This is a genomic window from Kurthia sp. YJT4, from assembly GCF_030219945.1.
In the GTDB taxonomy this organism is placed as follows: domain Bacteria; phylum Bacillota; class Bacilli; order Bacillales_A; family Planococcaceae; genus Kurthia; species Kurthia gibsonii.
This window is the reverse complement of the sequence record NZ_CP126689.1, coordinates 944,650-959,467: the sequence shown is the minus strand read 5'-3', so window position 1 is coordinate 959,467 and position 14,818 is coordinate 944,650. Positions and strand designations below refer to the sequence as shown.

At 36.1% G+C, this 14,818-nt stretch carries 16 protein-coding genes; all 16 read right to left on the bottom strand.

The genetic code is table 11. From position 1 onward, the window contains the following. Positions 1-11: 11 nt before the first annotated feature. Positions 12-1,085 (bottom strand): 3-dehydroquinate synthase, encoded by a 1,074-nt coding sequence (gene aroB / locus QN089_RS04595; protein WP_068454407.1) that lies wholly within the window; start codon positions 1,083-1,085, stop codon positions 12-14. Positions 1,086-1,087: 2 nt separating this feature from the next. Further along, entirely contained in the window at positions 1,088-2,269 is a 1,182-nt protein-coding gene (aroC, locus tag QN089_RS04590; protein WP_068454410.1) for a chorismate synthase, read from the bottom strand. A 179-nt stretch (positions 2,270-2,448) separates the two neighbouring features. Next, positions 2,449-3,222: a CheR family methyltransferase gene (locus QN089_RS04585; RefSeq protein ID WP_068454413.1), complete on the bottom strand. Its 774-nt coding sequence runs from the start codon at positions 3,220-3,222 to the stop codon at positions 2,449-2,451. 248 nt (positions 3,223-3,470) lie between these two features. Continuing rightward, on the bottom strand, positions 3,471-3,893 hold the full coding sequence (gene ndk, locus QN089_RS04580; protein WP_068454418.1) for a nucleoside-diphosphate kinase: 423 nt from the start codon (positions 3,891-3,893) through the stop codon (positions 3,471-3,473). Positions 3,894-3,993: 100 nt separating this feature from the next. Continuing rightward, positions 3,994-4,968: a heptaprenyl diphosphate synthase component II gene (hepT, locus tag QN089_RS04575; RefSeq protein ID WP_068454422.1), complete on the bottom strand. Its 975-nt coding sequence runs from the start codon at positions 4,966-4,968 to the stop codon at positions 3,994-3,996. A gap of 20 nt (positions 4,969-4,988) precedes the next feature. Further along, the gene (locus QN089_RS04570; protein ID WP_068454425.1) at positions 4,989-5,693 is read right to left on the bottom strand and encodes a demethylmenaquinone methyltransferase; all 705 of its coding nucleotides are present in this window, start codon (positions 5,691-5,693) and stop codon (positions 4,989-4,991) included. Positions 5,694-5,713: 20 nt separating this feature from the next. Next, positions 5,714-6,478, bottom strand: coding sequence for a heptaprenyl diphosphate synthase component 1 (locus QN089_RS04565; protein WP_068454428.1), 765 nt, complete (start codon positions 6,476-6,478; stop codon positions 5,714-5,716). Between the two features lie 61 nt (positions 6,479-6,539). Then, positions 6,540-6,761: a trp RNA-binding attenuation protein MtrB gene (mtrB, locus tag QN089_RS04560; RefSeq protein WP_068454431.1), complete on the bottom strand. Its 222-nt coding sequence runs from the start codon at positions 6,759-6,761 to the stop codon at positions 6,540-6,542. Between the two features lie 61 nt (positions 6,762-6,822). Next, a complete protein-coding gene (gene folE, locus QN089_RS04555) occupies positions 6,823-7,407 on the bottom strand; it encodes a GTP cyclohydrolase I FolE (RefSeq protein WP_276309714.1) in 585 nt (194 codons plus the stop codon). Positions 7,408-7,607: 200 nt separating this feature from the next. Then, positions 7,608-7,880, bottom strand: coding sequence for an HU family DNA-binding protein (locus tag QN089_RS04550; RefSeq protein ID WP_068454434.1), 273 nt, complete (start codon positions 7,878-7,880; stop codon positions 7,608-7,610). A 995-nt stretch (positions 7,881-8,875) separates the two neighbouring features. Beyond that, positions 8,876-9,889 carry an NAD(P)H-dependent glycerol-3-phosphate dehydrogenase gene (locus QN089_RS04545; RefSeq protein WP_068454437.1) on the bottom strand — a complete coding sequence of 338 codons (1,014 nt, stop codon included), beginning with the start codon at positions 9,887-9,889 and terminating at the stop codon, positions 8,876-8,878. Positions 9,890-9,905: 16 nt separating this feature from the next. Continuing rightward, positions 9,906-11,216, bottom strand: a complete 1,311-nt coding sequence (gene der / locus QN089_RS04540) for a ribosome biogenesis GTPase Der (protein ID WP_068454440.1) — start codon at positions 11,214-11,216, stop codon at positions 9,906-9,908. 229 nt (positions 11,217-11,445) lie between these two features. Continuing rightward, a complete protein-coding gene (rpsA, locus tag QN089_RS04535; RefSeq protein WP_121176166.1) occupies positions 11,446-12,624 on the bottom strand; it encodes a 30S ribosomal protein S1 in 1,179 nt (392 codons plus the stop codon). A gap of 69 nt (positions 12,625-12,693) precedes the next feature. Continuing rightward, on the bottom strand, positions 12,694-13,293 hold the full coding sequence (locus QN089_RS04530) for a lysophospholipid acyltransferase family protein (RefSeq protein ID WP_068454446.1): 600 nt from the start codon (positions 13,291-13,293) through the stop codon (positions 12,694-12,696). Between the two features lies 1 nt (position 13,294). Next, on the bottom strand, positions 13,295-13,969 hold the full coding sequence (cmk, locus tag QN089_RS04525) for a (d)CMP kinase (RefSeq protein WP_197409919.1): 675 nt from the start codon (positions 13,967-13,969) through the stop codon (positions 13,295-13,297). Between the two features lie 121 nt (positions 13,970-14,090). Beyond that, the gene (locus QN089_RS04520) at positions 14,091-14,747 is read right to left on the bottom strand and encodes a flagellar brake protein (protein ID WP_068454450.1); all 657 of its coding nucleotides are present in this window, start codon (positions 14,745-14,747) and stop codon (positions 14,091-14,093) included. Positions 14,748-14,818: the final 71 nt, after the last annotated feature.

The following is a 14,818-nucleotide window of genomic DNA, read 5'->3' as shown; positions in this document are numbered from 1 at the left end:
TGGGACACCTCCTAAACAATTGTTCGTAGTAGTGTATCGATTTCGCGACACTCTTCTACTGTTACTTTTTGAACAAACGGCTTACCAATTTCATCTAATAGAACGAATTGTAAAATACCGTACTCTGCTTTTTTATCTGTCATTAAGTATGGTAATAACGTATCAAACGTAAAATCATGTACTGGTTTGAATGTATAGCCATTCTTTTGAGCGAAAGCTAAGAACTCTAACGTATTCGCACGATTTAGTTGACCATACTTTTCACTTAACAATAAGGCATAGACCATACCAATCATAATCGCCTCACCATGTGCTAACTTTCCAAATCCAGAAGCAGCTTCAATTGCATGACCATACGTATGACCGAAGTTTAAGTATTTACGTACGGAATGTTCTTGTTCATCTTGTGAAACAATGTCTGCCTTTACTGTGATTCCACGCTCTAAATAGTGCGCTAATTGCTCTTCTGATAAACGCTGAATATCTTGCGTTAAAAATTCTTCATACCACTGTTCATCCGAGATGAGGGCATGTTTAATCGCTTCTGCCATGCCTGAACGTACTTCTTTTTCAGGTAATGAAGCTAAAAATGCAATATCATATAAAACAGCTTCTGGTTGATAAAACGCACCAATCATATTTTTACCTAGTGGATGATTGATGGCTGTTTTTCCACCTACAGCTGAGTCATGCGCCAAAATAGTTGTTGGAATTTGAACAAATGGGATACCACGCATAAAAGTAGCTGCTACAAAACCAGTTAAATCGCCTACTGCTCCACCACCGAATGCAAAAAGCATTGATTTACGTGTGCATTTTTGTTCTAAAAGGAATGTTTGCGCTGCGTAATAACTGTCAAATGTCTTGCATGCTTCACCTGCAGCTAAAATATGCAATTTGAATGGATGTGGAAAAGCTTTTGAAAAATGTTCTCCATGAAGCGCCCAAACGTGTTCATCTGTAAATACAACCAATTGATCGGCTGTTTCGATTTTGCTAGCAAGTGATGTAATAGCTTCTGTTAAATGATGTGAACCAATCACGACTTCATAGGCGTGAGATGGTGTTTGTACGGGAATACGCATCATTAAAACTCCTTCGCTTGTTGTTTCATTTGCTCGATTTGTTGTTGCAGTTGTGGTAACTGGTCTGCATGGAATTGGTCTAAAATTGCATTCGCAATTTCAAAGGCAATCGCATGTTCTGCTACGACTGATGCAGCTGGTACTGCACATGCGTCTGAACGTTCTACAGAAGCCTTAAATGCCTCTTTTGTTTCGATATCCACACTTTGTAATGGCTTATAAAGTGTTGGAATCGGCTTCATAACGCCACGTACAACAATTGGCATACCTGTAGACATACCGCCTTCTAAACCGCCTAGGCGATTTGTACGGCGTGTATAACCTTGCTCCTCATCCCAAATGATTTCATCATGTACTTGTGAGCCAGGTACATGTGCTGCATCAAAGCCAATACCAAATTCAACACCCTTAAAAGCATTGATACTAAGCATCGCTTGTGCCAGTTTACCATCTAACTTGCGGTCGTAATGTACATATGAACCGACACCTGCTGGCATACCTTCTACGATGACTTCAACAACGCCACCAATTGTATCGCCTGCTTTTTTCGTTTCATCGATTAGTGCGACCATTTTTGCTGAAGCTTCTGGGTCCACGCAGTAACATGGATCTTCTTCTACGATTGTACGGATTTCTTCTACTGATTTTCCTTCAACTGCTTGTCGGTCGATTGTAATACCACCGATTTCTACAACATGCGCTACGATACGAATATCTAATTGTTCTAAAAGAATTTTAGCTACTGCACCAACAGCTACACGTACAGTTGTTTCACGTGCTGATGAGCGTTCTAAGACGTTTCGTAAGTCGCGGTGACCATATTTCATACCGCCTACTAAATCGGCATGTCCTGGACGTGGACGCGAGATTTGACGTTTGATCTCATTCGGGTCAACATCTTCTGGAAGTGGCTCTGCACCCATAATTTTTGTCCAGTGTTTCCAATCATCATTCGTTACCACAAGCGCAACAGGTGAGCCGAGCGTTTTACCATGACGAATACCTGATGTAATTTCTACCGTATCGGTTTCGATTTGCATACGTCGACCTCGACCATGCCCTCCTTGGCGTCTTTTTAATTCATGGTTAATCTGTTCTGCTGTAATTGGTAGTAATGAAGGAAGTCCTTCAATAATTGTTGTTAATTGTGGGCCATGTGATTCACCCGCTGTTAAGTATCTCATTTACGCTTTCCCCCTTCACATCGCTAAAGTATATGTTTTTCACTATAACATATATTTTTATAAATTTCAGTTGATTTTATAATAAAAATAAATTAACTGAAATTTTGATGTTTTTTGAATTTATTTTTATTTATAAAAAACCGCTTTTCACATATGCGAAAAGCGCATTCCTCTTATAGTTAACCTTTTTTACGATAGAAAAATGTATCTTCTACTTCAAAATCATATTGTGCTGGATTAAAAATTTGTTCAGTGCTTCCAACAAATAGTACACCGCCTGGTTTCAAAGCTTTACTGAAGTTATGATAAATTTGATCTTTCGCTTCTTCTGTAAAATAAATCATGACATTACGACAAACGATTAAATCATGATTTTGTTCATATCGATCATTTAATAAGTTATGTTTTTTAAATGTAACCGTTCTTTTAATATCAGGCGTTACTTTATAAAAAGAACCTTCTTGCTCAAAATATTTTTGTTTCATTTGTGCTGGAACTTCGGCAAGGGAGCGCTCCGGATAGATGGCTGCTTTTGCTTTAGCAATTGCATTCTCATCTAAATCTGTAGCTGAAATAGATACTTGAGATAATGGCTGATGATTTGATAGTACCATCGCAAGTGAATACGGTTCTTCACCTGTTGAACAAGCTGCACTCCATACTTTTAAGCGTGGGCTTGCTTTCAAGAGACGTGGTAAAATCTTTTTCTCCAAAACTTCCCATCGTTTACCATTACGATAAAATTCAGATACATTAATCGTCATACGATCTAAAAATTCGTCCATAAGTTCACGATTAACATCCATCTCTTTGAAAAAGTCTACAAAATTACTAAAACCTTTTTTCTCATATAAAGACGTTAAGCGTCGTTTCATTTGTGCCTCTTTGTAAAGAGCTAAATCAATGCCGGTTTTCGTCTTTACACGTTCAACGAACATTTCATAATCTGTCATACCTTTTCCTCCCTCTATTCATACTTACCATTATAAAACATTTTTTCATATTCTGAAATAGTGTAACGTGAAAAGATGTTTATCAGAGCGCTTTCATTCATTTATTTTTAAAAAACGGACATAATCTGAAGCACAATAAAAAAAGAGCCACACAGATGTGCAACTCTTTCATTCAAAGTATCAAATCATTTTTACGGTTAGTAAAGATGTTTTTACTTTACTTATAATTTTCATCTACGAGATGAAAATTATTTTACTAAACCTTCTTCACCGAAGAATAGACCGATTTCGCGTTCAGCAGATGCTAAAGAATCAGAACCGTGAATGATGTTTTCAGCTACAGTTGTAGCGTAGTCACCACGGATTGTTCCTGGAGCAGATTCAGCTGGGTTTGTAGCACCCATCATAAGACGAGCTAAAGCGATTACGTTCTCGCCTTCCCATACCATTGCGAATACAGGACCAGAAGTGATGAATTCTACTAATTCGCCAAAGAATGGACGTTCTGCATGCTCTGCATAGTGTTTTTCTGCTAATTCTTTTGTGATGTTCATTAGTTTAGCGCCTTTTAATTCGAAGCCACGACGTTCGAAGCGGTCTACGATATCACCTACTACTTGACGTTTTACGCCGTCAGGTTTAACCATTAAAAATGTTTGTTGGATAGCCATGTTTAAATTACACTCCTTAATAATATCTACAGGTATTTTACCTACCGTAAAATTCTATCATTGAATGCCATAATGTTCAACAAATACTATGACAATTTGGTTAAAATTTACGTTTCCCCATGAAATTTGCAATATCTACAAGTGATTTATTCACTGGATGATTCGGTAACTTGTCTACTTCTTTTAACGCCTTCTGTAAATATAAATCACTTATATGATTTGCTTTTTGAATTGCGTCAGATTTTCGAATCGCCTTCAATAGTTGTTGACGTTCGCCTTCAGTAATCGGCCCTTCAATCACTTTTTCAATCATTGGACGAATTTGGTCATCTTCTAAAGCATATAACGCTGGTAATGTAACGTTCCCTTGCATTAAATCGCTTCCTGCTGGTTTACCTAGCTGCTTATCCGTTGCCGTAAAATCTAAAATATCATCAATAATTTGGAATGACATCCCTACATAATATCCAAAACGGCGCATATGACGTACAACTTCTGGCGATGCGCCTGAAGCGATTGCTCCTAGCTCACAACTTGAAGAAATTAAAACAGCTGTTTTACGCTTAATCCGACGGAAGTAATCACGTAAGTTTTGCTTGAGTACCTGTTTATCTTCAATTTGAATAATTTCTCCCACACAAATCTCAACCATTGTATTTGATAATACTTGATGCGCTTGTTGTTTTTTTATTTGCGTCATATATTCTAATGCTTTTGCAAAAATAAAATCGCCTGCATACATTGCTACTCGGTTATTATACTGTGCTTTTACTGTTTCGCGACCTCTACGTAATTCCGCATTATCAATTACATCATCATGAACAAGTGATGCCATATGAATTAATTCGAGTGGCACAGCAACATTTTTGATTTGTTGAATATCATATTGTCCAAATTTTGCAGCGAGCAAAACAAAAACTGGGCGAATGCGTTTTCCCCCAGCTTTCAAAAGATGCAAAGAAGCTTCATTCAAAAAGTGTGAAGAGGAATTCAGCGCCGTTTCTAATTCTTTTTCGATGATGTCAATCTCTGATTTCATACCAGAGTAGAGCATCTTTAGCTTCATCTTTTCCACGTGAATAAACCTTCTCCCGCCTATTTTTCTTTTTTATAGCCAATATGTGTTGCAGCTGCCCCACCGCTATAAGAGGTATAAGATACATTCACCATACCTGCTTGTTCAAACATTTTTTTCAACTCTTTACGTCCTGGGAACGTATCTGCCGACTCTTGTAACCAAGAATACTCTTTGTAACTTTTAGCTAATAATTTACCAAAGATCGGCATAATATATTTAAAGTAAAATTTAAATAGCTGTTTGTAGACAGGGATCTCTGATTGTGACGTTTCAAGACAAACGATTTTTGCGCCTGGTTTTGCAACACGATTCATTTCACGTAATACTTGCATATAATCCGGTACATTACGTAAACCAAATCCAATTGTTACATAGTCAAACGAATTATCTTCAAAAGGTAGTTCCATTGCGTTCCCTTGAATTAAATTCACATTGTCCATATCTTTTGTTTTATCGATGCCGACATTCAGCATATTTTGACTAAAGTCTAAACCAATAACATCGCCATCTTTACCAACTGCCTCACCAAGCGCAATTGTCCAATCTGCTGTACCGCAACAAACATCTAATGCTTTAGTTCCTGGTTGGATGTTCATTTGCTGCATCGTATCTTTACGCCAGCTTTTGTGCATCTGGAAACTAATCACCGAGTTCATTTTGTCATAGTCACCTGAAATATTCTCAAAGACTTCATGTACGCGTTCTGATTTTGATTGTGCCAATTTTTCAACCTTCCCTCTTCCTACGTTGCACTGTGATTAAGCGCCTCAATTCGACTTAAAATGGCAGTTTTTGCAACATTCGTTAAAAATCCCATAGTATGAATTTCTTCTGTTAGCTTTGTAGCTCGTGTGGTAATTTCTTGTTGGATTGCTTGGATGGCTTCATCCTTTGAAGAAAATCTTTCTGAAATCACACGAAAAAGACGTATTGTACTTGTATCATTTATTACTTTTTTGAGTTCTGCTGATAAACGACTGAGTAACATGCCTTTTTTCATCAATTCAATATATACTGTAAAGCCAAAATGCCCCATAAATTGTTCTACTGCTCTACTAACGATGGTTTCATAGCGAAGGAGCAACTCTTCTAGTGTACACTCTTTCGGTTCATAGAATGCGGTTTTTTGCTCACTGATTTCTGCTACGGCATTTGATAATTTTTGTACAAACTGAATATCTGGTAGTTTTGCTAAGGTGTCATAGTACATGCCACTATAGTAATCTCCAGCTAATACCATCAATTGTTGTGCTTTTGACGTCGCTTGTTGTTCTTTTACCAAATCATGCGTTGTTAAAGCCGTCTGAATCATGGCAACACTTTGAGCAGCTACTTGATGTTGTTTCGTCCACTGTTCACCGTTTACTCTTGGTAGCAATAAATAAAACAATTGATCATCCCAAATTGGTGGCTGACCTGTATATGCTAGGAGGGTTCTATGATGCAATTTATTGTAAATTTCATCTTTTAATTCTGTTACAAGTTGCTCCATGTTAGCTGCATTCATAAAAAAAATCTCCATTCAATTCATTTCCTGATGTTTCAATCAACACGATGTTTAATACTTGTTACTTCTTTGCGTCACTTTCAATTGTACCATTTGCAGATTGAATAATCGCTTTACCACGAATTTTCATCGCAGATGTATGTTCGGTAAATTGCGCAATCATAACTTCGCCTTGATCTAATTTTTCAGAATGATGGAATTTTGTGTCATCGCCTCGTGTAAGGCCTATTACGTGTACACCATCTTCTTCTGCTTTAATTACAATAAAATCATTTTGAGACATAAGACAGCTCTCCTATCATTCGAATTTTCTCATTCTATCATACCACAAAAGCCTATTAAAATTAAGGCATTTGAATGAACGAGAGAATTTCATTTCTTTTTACAGAATCTTCCTCAAATACACCTTTAGCAACGGATGTAATCGTTTTAGCACCCGGCTTTTTAATGCCACGCATCGTCATACACATATGCTCTGCTTCTACGACTACATATACACCTTGTGGAGATAGCATATCCATCAGTGTTTGTGCAACTGTATCTGTAATACGTTCTTGTAGTTGTGGGCGACGTGCGACTGTTTCAACGGTACGCGCTAATTTACTCAATCCAGCTACAACACCGTCTTTTGGTATGTATGCTACATGTGCTTTACCATAGAACGGTACAAGATGATGTTCGCACATTGAAAAGAATGGAATATCTTTTACAAGAACGACTTCATCATGTCCTTCATGAAATACCGTTTCAAAATACTCTTTTGGATCTTTATGTAAACCTTCAAACATTTCTGCATACATTTTAGCTACACGTTTTGGTGTATCAAGTAATCCTTCGCGTGACGGATCTTCTCCTACAGCTTCTAAAATCATTTTTACAGCTGTTTGAATTTTATTTATGTCAACTTGTGAACTGATTTCCTTTGTCAAAATTACTCCCCCATTATCACTTAATCAATCTGCTTGTTAAATTCTCTTTTTGATGTTAGCATATACGACCATGCAAGGCAAAGGGCTAAGACTTATTATTTCTGTGAAAATATGCAATTTTTTCGATTTGTATAAAAGTGCATACAAAAAGAGCAGCTAATCAAAAGATTAACTACTCTTATGTACCGCATTCGATTCGATTATTTAATCGCGTCTTTAAGTGCTTTACCTGGTTTGAAAGCAGGTACTTTACTTGCATCGATTTGGATTTCTTCACCTGTTTGAGGGTTACGTCCTTTACGAGCAGCACGTTCACGAACTTCGAAGTTACCGAAACCGATTAACTGTACTTTATCACCTTTAGCTAGAGCCTCTTGGATTGTTTCAAATACAGATTCAACTGCTTTCGCAGCATCCTTCTTAGAAAGTTCTGCAGCTTCTGCTACTGAGTTTACTAATTCTGTTTTGTTCACACCATTCACCTCCTCTCAAAGACTTTTGTTTTAAATCATGTAAAAGAGTATCATAAACACGATTTACTTCGCAATAATATTTATACTTCTTTTACCAACTTTTATCAACTGTAAACTATTTAGTTACTTCATGCCAGTTCAAAGTAAATATAGATTTCAAATAAGCATAAAATAACTTCTCATAACATTCATTGAAACAAAAATAACTTTATTTTACAAACCACATCATTTTTCAGAAAAAAATTAAAGTTTCAATAAATCGGTTTTTTATTCAAATATATGAATAAAAATAATTTTATTTTTTTCTAAAACATTGCTACACCAACATTTACCACATATTACCGTTCCACACCTTATAGATTACCGTTCTTTAGAACTTTTAAACACATTTACTTTATTTTTTTATTTCTATTTGAAAACATTGATTTTGCAAGGGTTTAAAGCGCAAAAAATACCTTTTCATACCATTTTAACTTATATATTTTTATTTCTTTTATAGAAATGTATATATATTAGAAAAGATTATTTTTTCTTAAATACAACAAAGTGAATTTCTCAAAAAAATTATTCTTTCTCTTAATCACTTTCATACACTCGAATATGCGTTTTAAATACATATATTTCTTTTTATTTTTTGTAAGTAAATAGACTTTTTATCTCAAAAAAGAGTTATCTTTTAAAGCTTTTTCCACTTCTTTTTATTTTCTAAGTATATATTTTCTCTTGAGATAACTATAAAAAAATACCCCTTTTTTTAAAATTATATATTTTCTACAGCTTATTTTCTTTGTAATATTGCTATTTTTTTCGTTAAAATTTTTTTCTGAAATGATAAGTTTTTATATCATTTGCACAAAAGTACCTAAGATATTTGAATACAAATATCTTAGGTACTTTTTAAAAAGGAATTTAAAATCTAAAAAACACATAACATTACATATAACTTGTAACATTATGTGTTAATTTGTAAATTACTATATAATAGTAGAAATTTTTTAGTATTGTCCGTCCATTTCTGACTTTTTCATACGCAACATAAGTTTCTCAACCATCTCTTTTGCAGATTGATCTTCAAATAATACTGCGTATAAGGCTTGAACAATCGGCATTGAAACTTCGTATTTATCAGCAAGTTGGTGTGCTGCTTTTGTTGTACGAACGCCTTCTACAACCATACCCATTTGCTCTAATACTTCTTCTAGTTTCAAACCTTTACCTAATAAATTACCTGCTCGCCAGTTACGAGAATGAACAGAAGTACACGTTACAATTAAGTCACCCATACCAGCTAAGCCCATGAATGTCATTGGATTTGCACCCATTTTAATACCTAAACGTGAAATTTCAGCTAAACCACGTGTAATGAGTGCAGCTTTTGCATTGTCACCAAAGCCAATACCATCTGAAACACCTGCCGCAAGAGCAATAACATTCTTTAATGCACCACCTAGTTCTACACCAACAACATCTTCATTCGTGTAAACACGGAAATAATGATTCATAAATAAATCTTGTACAACGACAGCTGATTCCAAGTTTTCACAAGAAGATGCAACTGTTGTTGGATGTTTTTTAACAACTTCTTCCGCATGACTTGGTCCAGATAAGACCACAATATCTTTTACAACTTCTTCTGCTAATTCTTCTTTCATAATTTCAGAAATACGAATTAATGAATCTGGTTCAATTCCTTTTGAAACATGTACAAAAATAATTTGACGGTTTAACGTCTTCATAATTTTTTGGCACGTTTCACGAATTCCCTTAGTAGGCACAGCCATCACAATAACTTCAGCATGCTCCACTGCAGATGCTACATCTGAAGTTGCACAAAGATTTTGCGGTAATACTGTTCCCGGCAAATACTTTTCATTTGTATGTTGCTGTTGAATTTCTTGTGCTTGGTCCTCTCGATGAGACCATAATAATGTATCATGTCCATTTTCGGCAAGAACAGTCGCTAATGCTGTTCCCCATGAGCCAGCTCCAAATACTGTAACTTTACTCATCTGTCCATTTCCTCCTCTAATCGCGCGCTCTAGTAATAATTCGAATTGGCGTACCTTCAAATTCAAACGTATCACGAATACGATTCTCTAAGAAACGTTCGTATGTGAAGTGCATTAATTCTGGATCATTTACGAACACAACGAATGTCGGTGGCTTGATTGCCACTTGTGTTGCATAGTAAATGCGTAGACGACGCCCTTTATCCGTTGGAGCAGGGTTACGTGCAACTGCATCTGAAATAACTTCATTTAGAATACTTGATTGAATACGCATTGCATGATTTTCACTTACACGATTAATTACAGGTAGTAAATTGTGTACGCGTTTACCTGTTTTAGCAGATGTGAAAACAATCGGTGCATAATCCAAGAATTGGAATTGCTCACGAATTTCTTTTGTTTTTTCGTTCATTGTCTTTTCGTCTTTATCAACAGCATCCCATTTATTCATAACAATGATGACTGCTTTACCTGCTTGATGCGCGTAACCAGCAATTTTTTTATCTTGTTCTTGAATACCTTCTTCACCGTTTAAAACGACTAAAACAACGTCGGAACGTTCGATTGCACGTAATGCACGTAATACACTATACTTTTCTGTGCTCTCGTACACTTTACCTTTCTTACGCATACCTGCAGTATCAATGATGACATACTCTTGACCGTCGTATTCATATTCTGAGTCAATTGCGTCACGTGTTGTGCCTGCAACGTCACTTACGATAACACGATCATCACCTAAGAATGCATTCACTAAAGATGATTTCCCTACATTTGGACGACCGATTAAAGAGAATTTAATGACATTTTCGTCATACTCTACTTCATCTTGTTCTGGGAAATGTTTTGCTGCTTCATCTAATAAATCACCCAGTCCTAAACCGTGTGAACCAGAGATTGGGAATGGATCGCCAAACCCTAATGAATAGAAATCATAAATCATATCTCTCATATCAGGGTTATCAATTTTGTTAACCGCTAAGACAACTGGTTTTTTTGTTTTATATAAAATTTTCGCTACTTGCTCATCTGCTAATGTTACACCTTCACGACCATTTGTCATAAAGATAATCACGTCTGCTTCATCCATGGCAATTTCAGCTTGTTCACGGATTTGATCTAAGAATGGTTCATCACCAATATCAATACCGCCTGTGTCAATAATATTAAATTCATGTGTTAACCAATCCGCTGAACTATAGATACGGTCACGTGTTACGCCCGCAACATCCTCAACGATTGATATACGCTCGCCTACAATTCGGTTAAAGATTGTCGATTTTCCGACATTAGGACGGCCGACGATTGCTATAACTGGTTTCGTCATTTTGTTTCATCCTTCCACTTTCAAAATTACTTATTATACAATAAAAAAGATGATGGGGGTTCCATCACCTAACCACTCATTGTTTACAGTGCTTCTATTTTATCAAAAATAAAGCACTATGAAAAGGAAAACCGTATATAAAGGAACTTTCTGCTTTTTCATATCTCATTACATGATAAAAAGAAGCGTGCATAACATCTCTTTATAGGATGTTATACACGCTCTATTATTAGTCTTTTTTATTGAAGTCTTTTAATTTGTCACCTAGTAAATCCCCGAATGAGAAGCCAGTTTCTTGTTCAGGTAATTCATACTCAACTACTTCTTCAACTACTGTATCATCTTCAAGTAACGCTTTAATGCTCAATGCAATACGTTTTTCATTCTCATTCACTTCAAGTACCTTCACTTGCACATCTTGACCTTCTTTTAAAGCCTCATGCGGTGTGTTGATATGCTTATGAGAAATTTGTGAGATATGCACAAGCCCTTCAATACCAGGTAAAATTTCAACAAATGCACCAAAAGTTACAAGACGACGTACAACACCGTCAAGAATGGCATCTTTCTGTACTTTTTCTTGAATATTTTCCCATGGTCCTGGTAGTGTATCTTTAATTGATAATGAGATGCGTCCTTCGTCTGGGTCAACAGCTAAGATTTTCACTTTTACTTTTTGACCTTCTTCTAGTACATCTTCCACATTTTCGATATGTTCATGTGATAGTTGTGAGATGTGGACAAGACCATCTACGCCACCTAAATCAACAAACGCACCAAATGTTGCAAGACGTTGTACGACACCATCTACGACATCGCCAGCTTGTAAGTTTTGAATAATTTCGCCTTTTTGTTCTTCTTTTTGTTCTTGAACAACTGCGCGATGTGATAAGATTAAACGATTTTTTTCTCGGTCCATTTCAACAATCTTAAATGAAATCATTTTTCCTTTGTAGTCTTCAAATGATTCAACAAAGTGATCTTCTACTAAAGAAGCCGGTACAAAACCGCGAACGCCTAAATCAACAACTAGGCCACCTTTAACGACATCTTTTACTTCTGCTTCAAGAATTTCTCCCGCTTCAAATTGCTTTTCAAGTTTTTCCCACGCATGTTCTGCGTCTACTTTTCTTTTTGATAAAACATAGTTACCTGTTTTTTCATCTGCATCTGTCGCTGGGTCTTCCACTTTTGTAACTACAGCTTCAAATTCATCACCTACTGATACAGCGTCTGATGCCTTTTCCACATGTAAACTGGATAACTCGCTAATAGGGATAATACCATCGTACTTTGCATTTGGAATCGAAACAATGACACGATTATCTTCAACCGTTTCAACTTTTACCTTTACAACCGTACCTTCTTGAATTTCTGGTAATTCATTCACATTCATCTCTTCAGACATATGTAATCCTCCTTCGCCTCAGTTACCTTTATTTTAGTAGATTTCTAACAGAAAGACAAAAATTACCCTTTATTTTTTATTATCTGGGTGATATTCATCTAACAATTTTTGAATACTCGCCATAATTACTTCAGTTACTTCCTCAGGTTTTGCCTTATTTTCACGATAAGGTGTCATATCGATTGGTTGACCATAAACTACCGTTACTTTACGGAACATCTTATAAGGTCCAATAACTGCACATGGCATGACGACCGCATCACCACCACGTAGTGCAAAAAAGCCTGCACCTGAGAAACCTTTTCCTAATTGTCCTGTGCGGTTTCGCGTTCCTTCTGGGAATAAACCGACAACTTGCCCCTCTTTTAATAAAGAGATTGCTGTTCGTAATGCTTGACGGTCACTTAAACCACGTTTTACAGGGAAAGCGTGTACCTTTGGTAATATACCCTTAAGGATTGGTAGTTTAAACAATTCTTCTTTCGCCATAAAATTAACTGGTCGAGGAGCTGTTACACCAACAACTGGTGGGTCTAATTCGTCAATGTGATTTGAACAAAGTAGGACACCACCCTCTTTAGGGAAATTTTCTTGTCCGATAATTTGAATACGGTAGAGTGGTTTTAATGCTGCATAAACAACTGATCGTGCAAAATGGTAAAAGTCCATCTTATGCCATCCTTTCACTCGCTAATTTTAAAATTGCGTTTGCCGCTTCATCAATTGATAATTCTGTCGTATCTAAATAAATAGCATCTTCTGCTTGTACAAGCGGAGAAGCTTCTCGTTCACTATCCATCTTGTCACGAAGTGCGATTTCTTCTTTTAACGCTTCAAATGACGAGTCAATACCACGTTGTTTATTATCTTCATAACGTCGACGCGCACGTTCTTCTACTGTTGCAGACATGAATACTTTTAACTCTGCATTCGGTAATACAGCTGTTCCAATATCACGACCGTCCATAATGACGCCGCCTTTTTCAGCCATCTCATATTGACGTTCAACCATAATTTCACGCATTGTGCCATGAGCTGCAACAGTTGAAACTTGACTTGTTACTTCATTTGAGCGAATTTCACTTGATACGTTTTGCCCATCTAAAAATACAAGTTGGCCATTTGGAGACGGTTGTAGTTCGATTACTGTTTGTTTTAGTAATGTTGTTACTGCTTCTTCACTTGATAAATCAATTTGATGTTGTAATGCTTTATATGTTAAAGCACGATACATCGCACCTGTATCAATATACGTATAACCTAATTTTTCAGCCGCAATTTTTGCGATTGTACTTTTACCAGCTCCAGCTGGTCCATCGATTGCAATTTGAATTTTCTTTGTCACTTTGTTCAACCCTTTCTTTCGTAACATTGTACCATAAAAAATGCGTAACTGTACCACTTGAGAACATGAAAAAATGACATTTCAACACGACGAATTTGTCCATGAAATGTCATTTTTAAAATTAAATTTTTGTTTCTTTTTTTCGAATTAACAACTGACGTTCAAAACAAAAACGTAAGATATGCTGCTTGTCAATTTCGTCTGTATTCATAAATTTAAGCGGTACAATAATAACACCTTCTTGATCAATGACACGAATTACTTCAGCTGAAGTCTGTACGTATTTTACACCTTCTTCTCGGTTTTCAAAGGGAAGTGCAATCGTAAGCTCAACTTGTTCTAATGGCTTAAATTGATCTGCTTGTGAAGCAATAATCGCTAATCCACCTGCACTAATATCTTCTGATACATATTGACTATAATGTTCATTACGATAGATTGCAACATCAACTGGTGTCTCGACGCGTACATATTCTCGCCTTTGTACTTTTTCAAATTCTTCATCTGATGGAAGAGCAAGCTTTAATGTTGGAATATTTCCCTTTTCGCGTCCCATAATTGTTGTTTTAAAACTGAACCCAATCTTCGCTTCATCAATATAAGATGCACGAAAACGAGTTCCTTCCATTAAAAAAGCTGTACGATGTGTCAGTGTGCTAACAGGATAATCGATAAATAAGATATCTCCTTGTTGATCAACTACTTTACATTTAAACTTTTCATCTGTTTCTTCATCATAAGGCGCTAACAGTAAGTTTGTACCTAATTTAATCTCCATACTTTTCACCCATATCTGTTTAATTATATGTATATTATGGCATTATAACACAACTTTTTCCACAATTCTTT

Coding starts and splice junctions, on each gene's coding strand:
- QN089_RS04520 (WP_068454450.1), bottom strand. CDS start 14,747: ATGGAGATTAAATTAGGTACAAACTTACTGTTAGCGCCTTATGATGAA.
- QN089_RS04530 (WP_068454446.1), bottom strand. CDS start 13,293: ATGGACTTTTACCATTTTGCACGATCAGTTGTTTATGCAGCATTAAAA.
- ndk (WP_068454418.1), bottom strand. CDS start 3,893: ATGGCTATCCAACAAACATTTTTAATGGTTAAACCTGACGGCGTAAAA.
- aroC (WP_068454410.1), bottom strand. CDS start 2,269: ATGAGATACTTAACAGCGGGTGAATCACATGGCCCACAATTAACAACA.
- aroB (WP_068454407.1), bottom strand. CDS start 1,085: ATGCGTATTCCCGTACAAACACCATCTCACGCCTATGAAGTCGTGATT.
- QN089_RS04565 (WP_068454428.1), bottom strand. CDS start 6,478: ATGAATGCAGCTAACATGGAGCAACTTGTAACAGAATTAAAAGATGAA.
- rpsA (WP_121176166.1), bottom strand. CDS start 12,624: ATGTCTGAAGAGATGAATGTGAATGAATTACCAGAAATTCAAGAAGGT.
- der (WP_068454440.1), bottom strand. CDS start 11,216: ATGACGAAACCAGTTATAGCAATCGTCGGCCGTCCTAATGTCGGAAAA.
- QN089_RS04585 (WP_068454413.1), bottom strand. CDS start 3,222: ATGACAGATTATGAAATGTTCGTTGAACGTGTAAAGACGAAAACCGGC.
- mtrB (WP_068454431.1), bottom strand. CDS start 6,761: ATGTCTCAAAATGATTTTATTGTAATTAAAGCAGAAGAAGATGGTGTA.
- QN089_RS04545 (WP_068454437.1), bottom strand. CDS start 9,889: ATGAGTAAAGTTACAGTATTTGGAGCTGGCTCATGGGGAACAGCATTA.